This is a genomic window from Spirosoma sp. (assembly GCF_026391055.1).
Taxonomy (GTDB): Bacteria; Bacteroidota; Bacteroidia; order Cytophagales; family Spirosomataceae; genus Spirosoma.
Window position 1 is genome coordinate 81,838 of sequence record NZ_JAPLET010000025.1, and the last position, 12,696, is coordinate 94,533.

12 protein-coding genes and 1 riboswitch are annotated in these 12,696 nt (G+C 50.5%); of the genes, 6 read left to right on the forward strand and 6 right to left on the reverse strand.

The window, feature by feature from the left end; translation table 11 throughout:
- Nucleotides 1-58: 58 nt before the first annotated feature.
- Nucleotides 59-904 carry a sugar phosphate isomerase/epimerase gene (locus tag NT073_RS22210; protein ID WP_297377815.1) on the reverse strand — a complete coding sequence of 282 codons (846 nt, stop codon included), beginning with the start codon at nucleotides 902-904 and terminating at the stop codon, nucleotides 59-61.
- A 270-nt stretch (nucleotides 905-1,174) separates the two neighbouring features.
- On the opposite strand from NT073_RS22210, the gene NT073_RS22215 reads away from it, so the two are divergent.
- Complete coding sequence (locus NT073_RS22215) at nucleotides 1,175-1,348, forward strand: DUF1059 domain-containing protein (protein ID WP_297377817.1); 174 nt, start codon at nucleotides 1,175-1,177, stop codon at nucleotides 1,346-1,348.
- A gap of 122 nt (nucleotides 1,349-1,470) precedes the next feature.
- On the opposite strand, the gene NT073_RS22220 is transcribed toward NT073_RS22215, so the two are convergent.
- Entirely contained in the window at nucleotides 1,471-2,781 is a 1,311-nt protein-coding gene (locus NT073_RS22220; RefSeq protein WP_297377819.1) for an alpha/beta fold hydrolase, read from the reverse strand.
- A gap of 99 nt (nucleotides 2,782-2,880) precedes the next feature.
- Nucleotides 2,881-2,982, forward strand: a riboswitch (TPP riboswitch).
- Between the two features lie 42 nt (nucleotides 2,983-3,024).
- Between NT073_RS22220 and thiM the strand changes: the two genes are divergently transcribed.
- From thiM to tenA, 4 genes are read left to right on the forward strand one after another with little or no spacing between them, the layout of a single operon-like run.
- On the forward strand, nucleotides 3,025-3,831 hold the full coding sequence (thiM, locus tag NT073_RS22225; protein ID WP_297377821.1) for a hydroxyethylthiazole kinase: 807 nt from the start codon (nucleotides 3,025-3,027) through the stop codon (nucleotides 3,829-3,831).
- Nucleotides 3,828-4,451, forward strand: a complete 624-nt coding sequence (gene thiE, locus NT073_RS22230) for a thiamine phosphate synthase (protein WP_297377823.1) — start codon at nucleotides 3,828-3,830, stop codon at nucleotides 4,449-4,451. Before thiM ends, thiE begins: the two co-directional genes overlap by 4 nt.
- Before the next feature lie 40 nt (nucleotides 4,452-4,491).
- Complete coding sequence (gene thiD / locus NT073_RS22235; RefSeq protein WP_297377825.1) at nucleotides 4,492-5,298, forward strand: bifunctional hydroxymethylpyrimidine kinase/phosphomethylpyrimidine kinase; 807 nt, start codon at nucleotides 4,492-4,494, stop codon at nucleotides 5,296-5,298.
- 6 nt (nucleotides 5,299-5,304) lie between these two features.
- On the forward strand, nucleotides 5,305-5,955 hold the full coding sequence (gene tenA, locus NT073_RS22240) for a thiaminase II (RefSeq protein ID WP_297377827.1): 651 nt from the start codon (nucleotides 5,305-5,307) through the stop codon (nucleotides 5,953-5,955).
- Nucleotides 5,956-6,132: 177 nt separating this feature from the next.
- Here tenA and NT073_RS22245 read toward each other — a convergent pair whose 3' ends face one another.
- From NT073_RS22245 to NT073_RS22260, 4 genes are all read right to left on the reverse strand, one after another.
- Nucleotides 6,133-10,449, reverse strand: a complete 4,317-nt coding sequence (locus tag NT073_RS22245) for a hypothetical protein (RefSeq protein WP_297377829.1) — start codon at nucleotides 10,447-10,449, stop codon at nucleotides 6,133-6,135.
- A 405-nt stretch (nucleotides 10,450-10,854) separates the two neighbouring features.
- Nucleotides 10,855-11,241, reverse strand: a complete 387-nt coding sequence (locus tag NT073_RS22250) for a VOC family protein (RefSeq protein WP_297377831.1) — start codon at nucleotides 11,239-11,241, stop codon at nucleotides 10,855-10,857.
- A complete protein-coding gene (locus NT073_RS22255; RefSeq protein WP_297377833.1) occupies nucleotides 11,238-11,684 on the reverse strand; it encodes an AraC family transcriptional regulator in 447 nt (148 codons plus the stop codon). The genes NT073_RS22250 and NT073_RS22255 overlap by 4 nt, the downstream gene beginning before the upstream one ends.
- 69 nt (nucleotides 11,685-11,753) lie before the next feature.
- On the reverse strand, nucleotides 11,754-12,077 hold the full coding sequence (locus NT073_RS22260; protein ID WP_297377835.1) for an MmcQ/YjbR family DNA-binding protein: 324 nt from the start codon (nucleotides 12,075-12,077) through the stop codon (nucleotides 11,754-11,756).
- Between the two features lie 220 nt (nucleotides 12,078-12,297).
- Here NT073_RS22260 and NT073_RS22265 point away from each other — a divergent pair, with 220 nt between their 5' ends.
- Nucleotides 12,298-12,639, forward strand: coding sequence for a nuclear transport factor 2 family protein (locus NT073_RS22265; RefSeq protein WP_297377837.1), 342 nt, complete (start codon nucleotides 12,298-12,300; stop codon nucleotides 12,637-12,639).
- Nucleotides 12,640-12,696: the final 57 nt, after the last annotated feature.

A 12,696-nucleotide genomic window follows, 5' to 3' on the forward strand; every position in this document is an offset into this window, starting at 1 on the left:
AGCAAAAAAGCCAGCACTCACCTAGGTAGTGCTGGCTTATGTGTAAAAGGTTTGACGCTTATAAACTCTTCAGGTATTTTAAACTCTGCGGCACTTGCTGCTCAGCAGCTTTGCTTTCATCTTCAATATAGAGATGAGCAATTGACGACTTGTTAACCGCTTTCAGCACGGCGGGCCAATCGATCTGCCCGGTTCCTAATACCACCGACTGTTCATTAGCCATACTTCCTTTATCACTTTTGGCTACCCCTTTTTCCACGTCCTTGAGGTGAATGAGCCGGAACCGCTTCGGGTACTTTAGCAGAAGTGCAGCCGGGTCCTGACCGGGCAGATACGTCCAGGTAACGTCCATTTCGTACCCAACATGGTCGGGATTCGTCTTCGCCACCAGATAATCGAACAGGGTTCCGTTTTCGTAAGGCTGAAATTCAAACCCGTGGTTATGGTAGCAGAACATGATGCCCTGGTCATGGGCCTGTTTGCCAAAGCGATTAAACACCTCGACAGCCTGCTGCATCATCTCTAGCGTGGCGGCTGTTTTGTGGGGGATCGAGCCAATACGAACATACTTAACGCCCAGCGCCTTTGCATTTCGAAGGATTGAATCCGGCTTGTTGGCAATGGCATCGTAACTCACTCCATAGCTGCTGCAGGTGAGCCCACGCTCATCGAGAAGCGCCCGCAGCTCGGGAGCGGTTTTCCCAAACAGGCTGGAGAACTCAATATCCGTTATACCCCAGGCTTTTACTTTGTCCAGCGTACCGGGAACGTCTTTTGAAAAACTCTCGCGCAGGGTGTACGACACCATCCCCGGTGTTTTCTTCACGAGTTTCCCAAACGACTGGGCCTGGCTGGTAAGACTGCCCGCCAGTAATAGAATCAAAAACGAGATTGTGCGTTTCATGTAGCTAAAAGCAAAGAGTGTAAAATCAGGTGAATAGAATGTGTCACTCTTCTATTCGGTATAGTACCATGGGCTGGTACGTACCTATAAGGAACGCCCCTGAACGTTTCTACTTTACAAACCCTGTTCGGACAATACCGCTAAATGCTGCTCAAGCCCACATAAACCACTCATAACCAAGGACTGACCACTCGCTCAAAAGTTAAAAGTCTGTATTCTCAAGCCTGCTAACTTACTGACTGGTAACCCCTGCTAAAACATACTTACTCCATGAAAACATTACACTGTAGAGATGCTGGTTTTGATTGTGAGGCTGTTGTACGGGCCGATACTGATGAGGAAGTGCTGGCACAGGCTGCCCAGCATGCTCAACAGGTTCATGGCGTTACGGTAACGCCCGAATTAGCTGCCGGTATTAAAAGCCTGATCCACGACGAAGCCTAAGTTAACCACAAAGCCACGGAGTACAAAGAGGAGTGCGTATGCTAACCTCTTTGTACTCCGTGGCTTTGTGGTTAACCTCTTAAAGGCTGCCGGGCTTCGCTTCGACAAACTATGAAGCCTTGTTACGGCTTTGCATGCCGCATTTCCAGACCCACCGACATCCGGGGTTTGAATCCAGTCCACGGCCCAGCAACATCGGTTTCGGGGACGTCAAGATATTTGACGTAGTCCATTTTTTTGAGGTGAATGCCCAGAAAGGCCGTCACGAAATGCTGGTTGATGTTATTGATTCGACGCTCATTCCAGGCCGGTTCGGCATAGTGCATGTACTCATCGGCCGATACGCCTGCCTGAAACGAAACCGCCGGAGGGGGATTAGGAGCTACATTGTGACGGGCATTCACGTAGGTCAGCATATACCGATCGGCGTTGACGGCTCCGTCATAAATGGCCTTGATGCCTTTTTCATATCCTGACACATCATCTTTACTTCCCGCCACAAATAACGTCGGCAATGTCAGGCCCGCCAATCCTTTGGCATCCCACATACCCCGTTCCATACCCCAGGGCGCAAAGGCAACAACGGCCTTAATGCGCGGGTCCAGCGAAGCTTTATAAGCCGGCGAATCCATAGAGCGAACCTCAAGAGCGGTACTGCCCTGCGCCAGCTGGCCAAACATCTTGACGGCCTGGGGGCTAAATCCCGCCCCGGTGGCGTTGAGTGCCCCATAGCCGCCCATAGAATAACCAACCAGGGCCGTGTTATCGGCATTGAGCAAACCCGCCAGGAAATTATTACTGGATTTGGCGCTCAGCCGGGCCATTTCATTGAGAACGAACAGGTCATCGAGCGCCCGGTTCAGCAAGGTACTGGGAAATCCGGCGGCATCGCTATAGGTCGATTCCATATGGTCGATAGCAACGACTACGTAGCCTTTAGAAGCCAGATTTTCGGTTAGGTAGGTAAGCAGCAGCCGTGAGCCAAGATACCCATGCGACACAATAACCAGTGGATATGCGCCCCCGCTGGCATCTGGCTCGGCATCTCGACTGGCCCGACCGGCAAACGTGAACGGAACAAGCGGGCGTTTTGGATCGTTGGCACGACCGAGAACGGATTCATACGTGACCAGAGCCTGTTTGTCAGCCGGAATACGGGCCGGATACCAGACTTCCAGGGTTAGCGAACGGTCGTAGAGCGGGTTTTTACCGTCTTTCTGGTGCAGTACATCGACTTGGTCTTTATGAACCACTTTTAGGGTTCGCACGCCAACGCCATAGGTGCCCCGAGGGGACAGCTCGGGCGAATTAGGTAGCAAATCACCATTAACAAAAGAGTTGTCAGGGCTTTGAGCACTGGTTTGCCAGGCAGCTCCCAGCGTGAAAAGCAGGAGGAAAAGGTAACGAATAGAGGTCGACTTCACGGATTTCATGTAGGAATGTTGGCTGTAAAGCTATCGTAAACTTTCTGAATTCAGCAGACAGCCAGGCATTTTTTACAATTTCGTAATTCATTATCCCCTACCTTTGCCCCACAACTTTAGGGGTGTCAGTACCAGACCGGACTGACTGAGAGGATACCCTCATTACCTGATGCAGCTAGTACTGCCGTAGGGAAAAGTTAACGAGATGCACCCCGCTCTCCTAAAGTTGCTGTAGAATTTAGTATCAGCAACATGGTTCAATCCCCGCAATCAATCTGGGCCGACGTTGAGCGCATACGCGCGCAGGCTCCACTTGTCCATAACATTACCAATTTTGTGGTGATGAACAACACCGCCAACGCCCTGCTGGCGTTAGGAGCCTCGCCAGCTATGGTTCATGCCCCCGAAGAAGTGGTAGACTTCGTCTCTATTTCCAGTGCGCTTGTCGTCAACATCGGCACGCTCGATGCCACGTTCGTAGCCGGTATGAGGCTGGCTATGCCAAAAGCCAAAGCGTTGGGTAAGCCCGTCATTTTTGATCCGGTGGGTGTGGGTGCTACGGCCTACCGAAATCAGGTAAGTGCGGAATTGCTGGCATTGGCGGCCCCCGATGTGATTCGGGGCAATGCCTCCGAAATTATGGCGTTGGCTGGTCTGAACGCCCAAACTAAGGGTGTCGATAGTCTGTACGGTTCGGAAGCCGCCGTCGACGCGGCCCGGCGGCTGAGTGCCCTGACAGGCGGTGTTGTGGTGATTAGTGGGGAGAAAGATTACATCATTCAGGGTGATAAAACAGCCATCATCAGCAACGGCCATCCCCTTATGACCAAAGTGACCGGCATGGGGTGCACCGCCACCGCCCTGACCGGTGCCTTTGCCGCCATTAATTCCGATTATTTCCAGGCTGCCACCCACGCCATGGCCGTTATGGGTATTGCAGGCGAACTGGCCGTTGAGAAAAAAGCAGCTCCCGGTAGTCTGCAACTCAACTTCCTTGATGCTCTTTACGAACTGACCGAAGCTGCCATAGCAGACCGGCTCCAACTGACACAGGTGTGAACGGACTTTATTTAGTGACGGATAGTGACATTGCGCATCAGGCGGGCCATACATTGCCTTTCGTAGTCGAAGAAGCCTGTCGGGCGGGTGTTCGTTGGGTGCAGTTGCGGGAGAAAACCTTGTCTACCCGCGCCTTTGTAGAACTGGGATTGGCCCTGAAACGCATTACGCAAGCCTATGGTGCAAAGCTTATTATCAACGACCGGGTCGATATAGCCTTGGCCGTCGATGCCGATGGCGTTCACGTGGGGCAGGACGATATGCCGTATGTACTCGTTCGATCAATCATTGGGCCAGACAAAATCATCGGCCTGTCGATCAATAGCCTGACCGAACTGGAAGCCAGCCAGGGCGCCGATCTGGACTACCTCGGCATTGCCACCATTTTTCCAACGGGTACCAAAACCGATACGTCCAGCTTGCTGGGATTCGATGGACTGCAAGCCATCTGTCAGCGAACAAGCCTCCCCACCTTCGCCATTGGTGGTATCAATACGACCAATATTCGATCTGTGCTTCAGGCTGGTGCTTCGGGGGCGGCTGTAGTGTCGGCTATTTGTGGGCAAAAGTCGCCGTATGAGGCTAGTCGGGCGTTGATAACGCTGCTTGATGGCTTGTAAGTTGATATTCACACTTTCACTCTTTTGCTCTTCAAATTATATGAAAACATACGCACGAACCCTCACCGTTGCCGGGTCGGATAGTGGCGGGGGTGCTGGTATCCAGGCCGACCTCAAAACGTTTGCCGCGCTCGGCTGCTACGGCATGTCGGTAATTACGGCCCTGACGGCCCAGAATACGAAAGCGGTAACGGGTATTATGCCTGTACCTCCAGCGTTCATTGCCGAACAGATGAAGGCCGTGTTAAGCGACATTGGTGCCGATGCGGTGAAAATTGGCATGCTCCACTCGGTTCAGGTGATTGAACAGGTGGCGAAAACGCTGATCGAATTTGGTGTCAAAACGATTGTGTTAGACCCCGTTATGGTGGCCAAAAGTGGGGATAAACTATTGCAGGATGAAGCCGTCGACGCACTCAAAACCTACTTACTGCCCATCGCATCTGTCATTACGCCCAATCTTCCCGAAGCCAGCGTGCTGCTGGGGCGACCGGTCGAGACGATGGCCGATATGCAGCAGGCCGCCGTTGATCTGGCAACGCTTTGCCCGGGAGCCATTCTGATGAAAGGAGGCCACCTGACGACGGACGAAAGTACTGATCTGCTGTATCTCTCGCCCACCGAACAACATTCCTTCCCGACAACTCGCATACAAACCGGCAACTCGCACGGAACTGGCTGTACGCTCTCGTCGGCCATTGCGGCCGGGCTGGCACGAGGCTTGTCGGTCGTGGATGCTGTAGCTGCGGCCAAATATTATTTAACTCAGGCCCTTCGCACAGGCGCTGATTACCAACTTGGACATGGCCATGGGCCTGTTCACCATTTTTTCAACGTCTGGCAATAGACCATCATGACCTTCACCGACCAACTCTGGCAGGATATCAGCCCCATTTATCAGTCTGTACTCGAACACGGCTTTGTTACCGAGCTAATGGACGGTAGCCTCCCGTCGCCAACGTTTCAATACTACATTCAGCAAGATGCCCTTTACCTTACGGACTTCAGCCGGGCCTTGAGCCAACTAGCCGCACGAGCTACCACGCCCGACGATATGCTGGCTTTCACGCTGTTTGCCCAGAACGCCATTCTGGTGGAGCGGGCGTTGCACGAGACCTATTTTTCACTCTACGATATACGGCCCCAAACGGCGAAGATGCCAGCCTGTTTTGCCTATACGAATTACCTGCTGGCCACAACCTCGTTACAGTCCCTTGCCGTTGGTGCCGCTGCGGTGCTGCCCTGTTTCTGGATCTACCGGCAGGTGGGTAAGCACATCTACGAACGGGCCATTCAGGAAAACCCCTACCGAAGCTGGATCGACACCTATGCGGGCGATGCCTTTGATCAGTCGGTCAATCAGATGCTTGTCCTCACCGATAAATATGCCGAAACGGCCGGACCGATGGAGCTGGAGCAAATGCGGGAAGCGTTTCGAGTATCGAGTCGTCTGGAATGGTATTTCTGGAACGATGCCTATACGCAGCACCGCTGGCTGGTTTGACAAATAGTAGCCTGGTGGTCTTGCATCAGCCAACCAAAGTTCATAGAATCCTAAAGGTAACATGAATAATGGCCGCCTAGCGGACTTATGCTACAAGCATTCAGTACCTAAGGCACTAAACCTACTTGATGGTCAAATAGTAAACTCAATATTCACGTTAAAGAAAACTTTCTGCTGCTATGGTTGTCGAACAACATGGTATATAAGTGGTTTACTCGTTTCGTTTAGCTGTACATGCAGGAACAAGCTGGTATCCGACAGTTCGCTTATGGGAAACTCCAGGATGTCCTGCCGCGCGGTAACCTGCTTTAGCAATCGTCCGTTGAGGTCGATGAGACTAAGGACCACGGGCTTTGGTATGTTTTTCAGGTTCACCCATATTCTATCCGAGGCCGGGTTCGGATAAAAGGTCACCTTAGGCAGCTCGCCTATTTCAGTAGCCGTAACTAACTCAACCCGGGCAGTAGAGGGTTCAACAATCCGCCCCATTCCGCAGCCATTTGATACATTGATAAGTTGATACGTGGTTGGTTGAAGGGGTTGAAAAGCCACAATGTCAGGGTTTTTCGTGGCGTAAAAAATACTTGCGTTTTTATTTGAACTGATGGTATAATACCAGGGCCCATCTCCCGTAAAACGCACCTTGAGTTGCACAGTCGTATTAGGTCGCAGATAATACGTGGTTGAATCAAACGCAGCTGTTGCACCCGTAGCCAGCCGGTATACGTTTGGGCTGTTACCGCTAGCTGTGTTTACATCGCTGGCCACGATACGCAACCGATACCCGTATCCGGCAGGTATGTTGGCGGGAATAAGGGCCACAAGCGGACTCGCCGTACCTGTTGTAGACAGCGGTTGAAAATTTTCTCCCGTCAAGTCGGATATCTGCACGGTAAACTTGTTCGACGCCGTAAACGCCCCCTGACTACTAAAGTTCACAGAAACGGACGTACCACTACACAGTTGTCCGGCCGATATGACACTAACCATTTTTTCCTGAAGCGGATTAACCACCACGACAGCACTGCCCGTTCCCTGACCAACACCGCACCCATTGGTCAGGCTTGTCAGTCGATAGGTAGTTGTTTGGGTGGGCGTTACCTGGATAGACGCTATTGACCCATAGGTGAAAACCGTTTCCTGGTAACCGTCAGACAGCATATAATGAACCGCGTCCGTCTCCGCTCCCGGACCGGTACGCTGCAGGGTCAAGTAGGTCGATTGACCAGCGTTGATAGTTGTACTCCCCGTCAGCGTGTACCGGGGCGGAACATTAACCGCAAATGGCTGAGTACTGGCCTGTGACCCATCGGAGGCTGTTACCCGAACCAGGTAAGATCCCGGCGGCAGATCGGCGGGCATTTTCAACGATACACTGGTAACACCGATCGGGCTGGTCGCGAGAACCGTTTCGGTCATTGAGTCGGTGTTGACCAGGACGAAGTTAAGGCTGGTCGTAGGCAGGAAATCACCCGATGTCAGGAGTTGAAATGCAACCGTACTACCCACACATATGGCTTCTCTGGTAGACTCCAGTGCTAGCCGTAGCTGCGGTTTTACCCGAACGGTGGCTTCACCCGATACCGTTCCATAGCCGCACATATTGCTCACAGTTTGCAACGTGTACGTTCGTCCAGCCTGAGGCTGGATTTCACGGACACCCGGTGACCCATAAAAGGAAGCCCAGGTTCTATCGCTGAAAAACACATCCCAGGGTGATGAGCCCGTTAGGTTGACTTTCAAAGAAGCGGAATTACCGGGTGATAGGGTGGCCGAAACGGGGTCAACGGGCAGCAGTGTCGCCGTGGGTGGTAGTAATACCTGTACTGGCAAGGAAGCCGTTCGGGCACCGGTAGCTTTGGCAATAATTCGAAGGTAATAGTCCCCCGCCGTCAGGGATGTAGGCACTGAAATAAGTAATGACGAGCTTGTGGTTGTGGCAATGTCGTTAAATACCGAATCTTTTCGGGAAGCAAGCTGGAGGGTAAACACGGTACCCACAGGGGCCGTAGGATTTGTTATAAATGGCAGACTCCAGGCGCTTCCAGCGCAGAAACTGAAATAGTAAGGGTTACTACTCGGCCGCACGGCAATTTCGATGCGGTAGGGCATTGGTACATACGTTATACTACGTGTACTTACCTCCCCCTGTCCACAGGCATTGGCAATCGTCTTCAGCCGGTACGTAGTTGGCCCAGCTGGTTTCACCACAACATTTGTTCCGGATGGATTAACAAAATCCGTCTTCCCGTCCGTAAAAACCGTACGAAACGGCCCCTTTCCCCGAAGGTAGTTAACATCCAGCGTTACCGAGCTACCCGCCGGTATGGTATTGGGTTCAGAGCCGTATAAATGGTAATAATTGATACCCTCAGGTGTATTGAGGTCGGCAGTCGGTTTCTGGTTTACGGATACCCGGATTTCATTGCTGAACACAACCGGGCTCGTTGCGCTGATTCGAAGCTTACTATCTTCTCCCAGCTTTATTCGTATTGGACTACGCGTTCCACGTCCTACAACCGGGCCATCGGTCCAGCCCCACCCCTCTCCCAGAGACGGCGATGCTGCCTGAATCCGGAACTCATTACCTGCATCAAATGTACCTTTTGTCCGAAAGTAAACCAGAATGCTATCGCTATTGCACCGGTTCTGCTGCACCGAATCAATTTCAATACCAACTGGATACGAACTGTTTACCGTTACCCTCGCTTCCGTTGGTGGATTATCGATTCGACCACACGCGTTTTGAACGTAGTCAATCCGGAACGTAGTTGTCTGACTGGCATACAGTTCAGTGAACGTATCGTCGCAATACAAGCAGGTCGCGGACACTACCATTCCGTTCGAGAATTTAATCTCAGCGGGACCTCCTCCCAGATTCCGAATACTTACAGCGGCTACGCCTGGCTTATCGAGTGTGATTTGACGGCTATAGGAGGCAAAGATGGGATTGGGTTTTCTGACGACAATCAAAACCTGGTTCAACTCGGCTCCCCCTTCCGTATCCGGGGCCGTTGTTCGAACCCGTACGGTGTACTGACGAATTCCGTTAAAATTCGATGTATCAGTGGGTAATACAGGTACGGTCAGCGTGAGCACGTTACCATTCTGTAACGTTGCCGGTGCCGAAGCCAGCGTTTTTTCCTGATAGCGAAAGTCGACAAAAAACCGGGTGGCAGCCTGCGGAGCGATGTTCATGGAAACAGGTAGCTTTAGCAACGCCCCTTCGCAGACAGGGCCGCGCGCAAAGCCACTTCCCGGCAATGAGTCGATAGCCACACCCGGACGTACTGTTACAATAGTACTGGATGCTTTAGTGGTCGATGGACCACACGTGCTCTGAAAACCGGTAACACGGTACGTCGTGGTCTGGCGGGGCTTTACCTCGATACTGCCAAAACCGCTTCCTTCGCTATAATCATCGATTGGAATTTGTAAACTGTCGTTAAGTACTACCTGATACGGCCCCCGTCCGGTTACCTGAACAGCCAGCGTTTGTTGCTGACCGTAATTGATGGTTGGACTGGCTGTCACCAGTTCAGCAGAGGCTGGCGTATTGATACTGACCCCAGAAGTATATGGATCGCTTGCCGTAACCGGATTAGTTGTCAGTACCTGCACGTAAAAGGAGTACCCTCCCTCAAATGAAGCGGGGATGAAAGCCCGAACCGTCCCGTTTGACTCCTCTCCGTCAAAATCATAATACTTACCCGCTGGCTGATCGTAAACAAATGGATTATAGGTAATGAGCCGAATTTTGAATTTGTTAGTTGACGCAAATGTTCCGCCAGACTTACTGTAAGTAACATATACATAATTACCGGCGCAAATGCGGGAAGGCGTGACTGACAGAGCTCTTGTCGCAATTGGGTTTACGGTCAACGTTACTGTTCCCTGTCCTTTTCCAGTTCCGCATACATTTTGTACCGAAGCGATGGCGTAGGTGGTTGTTTTTTCGGGGTATACGAAACGCTGGCTCTCAAATTGATTGTTACAGCAGCCCGTCAGTTCATGCTGGGTACCGTCCGACAGGGTAACCTGAACCGAGCTACTCCCTTGTACCATAAAACGCAACGGCACCGCCTGATTTGGGTTAGCCATCGAAAACGGCAGTGGGGCAAGGGTCACGACGGCAGGGTCATAAACGGCCGGCAAACTTGTCCAGTTGCTTTCAGCATACGGATTACTGCTAATAACCCGAATCTGATACCGACCCGAATCGTAGTAATACGGCAAATCAGTGGGTATCTGTATACGTGCCGGGCTGGCCGATATGCCCTCTGAGGTGTACATCAATTGGCTGTTATAAGCATTTTGAATCTGCACCCGAAACGCGTTATCGGTACCAAATCGCCCGGAGACCGTAAATGGAATAGTAGCATGTGTCTGGATACAAAAAGGGCCCGGCAAATAGTCAATGCTGATCTTCTGAGCTTTTACAACGCTAATAGTCAGCGTAACTAAAATGGTAAAATATAACCTTATAGAGTTCATTAAAGCGAAAAGACAAACTAATATTCACAAGCAAATTACGCCATTTATAACCATTAAATACCTGTCTCCAACCACCAGGCAGAGTTTTATTGAACGTCTATAACAGCTAGTGAGTCGAAAAGAATTTACCCTGCCGACGGCTTGTCATCATGATTTTATACTACACCTATCTATAAGATAATTAACTACTTAACTTCTGCTTATCCTACACGTTTACCGTTCTGAAAACGCCCGATTTTTACCACCGCCCTACCGATCTGAACATTAAAGTTTTCATAATACAGCTACTCGTAGCCCATTAGGCAACGCGAAACATTTATAACTGTAGCCGCGATACGCCCGCCATTAAACCGCCCTCCTTCCGTACATATACAGTGTTTTAACAGACATTGTGGCACCGTCCTTTTACAGCACCTGCATCAACTGGATGTGATTACCGCAGGTATCGTCCAGAACGGCCAGTTTAACGGCACCCATCTGGGTTGGCGACATGCTGAACGAGACGCCTAGTCCGGTCAGCCGGTTGTACTCCGTATCGAGGTCATCTACCGAGAACGAAGCCAGCGGAATACCGGCTTCAAAAAGTGCTTTCTGGTACGTTTGAGCGGGTGCAAAGCCTATGGGCTCCAGCAGTAATTCAACCCCATCCTGTTCGTCTTTAGCCACCACGGTCAACCACTTGTGCTCGCCTATGGGCATTTCCGTCTTTTTCACAAAACCCAGCACCGTTGTGTAAAAGGCAAGGGCTTTAGTCTGGTTATCGACCATCACGCTGGTAAGTCTGATTTTCATGTATCCGTGTTTAGCAGGTTAAGCGGCAAATCTCCGAACAGATTCCCGGTCTCATGTCTTGAAAATTGCTTTTTTCGACGCCTATACTCGGTGGGTGTTGTCCCTGTCATTCGTTTAAAAAGTCCTGCAAAAGTCGTTACGCTGTCAAACCCGACCTTGTAACATACACTGGTAACACTATCGTCAGTAAGAAGCAACTGCTTTGCGTTCAGTATTCGTACCGATGTCAGATACTGGTTTGGCGTACGGCCATACAGTGATTTAAAACACCGGATGAAGTGAAACTTTGAATAAAAAGCCGCTCCGGCCATCTTCTTAAGATCAATACCCTCACCAAAATTAGCGTCGATAAATCTCTTGGCCTGGATTATCTGTTTCGTTAATTGTGCATTCGGGTAATGGTCCTGCCGGAGCTGCCGGACTGTTTCGGCATAAAAAGTCATATCTGACTACCTATCTTGTTTCGTTAAAACACAAATGAATTAACTACTTTATGGCTGGTTAAAAATCATCTACTCATACCGATCCCCTTTTACAAGAGTCGCCAGTTGTGTAGGCGCTACCTCGCAATAGGCCATCATTAGAGCGTCTATAAGCGTCTCTTCCTGAACGGTAGCTAGATTGATAAGTGTCCAGCCTTGCTTACCCCACTTGTTGGGAACCGGGTATATTACGGAGCTATCGAAGCTGCAAAATGCATCCTGATCGAGTTCGGACAATTTCACACAAATCCGGTTGTAAGGGCCATTGTAGGTGGCAAAAACTTTCTTTCCGACTCTGAACGAGGTTTTTTCAAAATGCGGCTGCTCAGTTGTTTCGGGATAGGCTAACGCCATTTACCGGATTGTAGTTATGTCGATCATCAGGATTTATGACAAGTTTTATTATTGACCTTTCAGTAGCGTGAAGTGGTACTCTGCACTACCGAAAAAGTCCCACGTTCCCAATCTCGGGTAAATCCCACAAAATCTCAACACATACCGACACGCAACTCCTGCAAGATCCGCTTTTTTTGAGGCACAAAGTCAAGTACTAAACTATTGCCTCTTATAAGCCATGGACTATCAAGACCTGATCAATCGAGCCTACCATGCCTTCAATGCCAGAGATATTGATGGCGCACTAAACCTGATGCACCCGGATGTGCAGTGGCCCAACGGCTGGGAAGGCGGTTATGTACACGGGCACGAAGACGTGCGTACCTACTGGACCCGGCAATGGCAGGAAATTGACCCGGAAGTAACGCCCATTTCTATGCAGGAGAAGGCCGATGGACAAATAGAAGTGATTGTTCATCAGTTGATTCACGACCGAAAAGGCCATCTTCTGACAGATGGTGTAGTTAAGCATGTCTACACGTTTGACGGCGAAAAAATCAGGCGAATGAATATTCAATAAATAGGTTAGACTTCAAATCTATAAGGTTTTAGAAACCTTATAGATTTGAACTGACAA

Bases quoted from the DNA above. Each gene is read 5' to 3' on its own strand.
- NT073_RS22215 (WP_297377817.1), top strand. From the start codon at position 1,175: ATGAAAACATTACACTGTAGAGATGCTGGTTTTGATTGTGAGGCTGTT.
- NT073_RS22265 (WP_297377837.1), top strand. From the start codon at position 12,298: ATGGACTATCAAGACCTGATCAATCGAGCCTACCATGCCTTCAATGCC.
- NT073_RS22245 (WP_297377829.1), bottom strand. From the start codon at position 10,449: ATGAACTCTATAAGGTTATATTTTACCATTTTAGTTACGCTGACTATT.
- NT073_RS22220 (WP_297377819.1), bottom strand. From the start codon at position 2,781: ATGAAATCCGTGAAGTCGACCTCTATTCGTTACCTTTTCCTCCTGCTT.
- thiD (WP_297377825.1), top strand. From the start codon at position 4,492: ATGAAAACATACGCACGAACCCTCACCGTTGCCGGGTCGGATAGTGGC.
- NT073_RS22210 (WP_297377815.1), bottom strand. From the start codon at position 904: ATGAAACGCACAATCTCGTTTTTGATTCTATTACTGGCGGGCAGTCTT.
- tenA (WP_297377827.1), top strand. From the start codon at position 5,305: ATGACCTTCACCGACCAACTCTGGCAGGATATCAGCCCCATTTATCAG.
- NT073_RS22255 (WP_297377833.1), bottom strand. From the start codon at position 11,684: ATGACTTTTTATGCCGAAACAGTCCGGCAGCTCCGGCAGGACCATTAC.
- NT073_RS22250 (WP_297377831.1), bottom strand. From the start codon at position 11,241: ATGAAAATCAGACTTACCAGCGTGATGGTCGATAACCAGACTAAAGCC.
- thiM (WP_297377821.1), top strand. From the start codon at position 3,025: ATGGTTCAATCCCCGCAATCAATCTGGGCCGACGTTGAGCGCATACGC.
- NT073_RS22260 (WP_297377835.1), bottom strand. From the start codon at position 12,077: ATGGCGTTAGCCTATCCCGAAACAACTGAGCAGCCGCATTTTGAAAAA.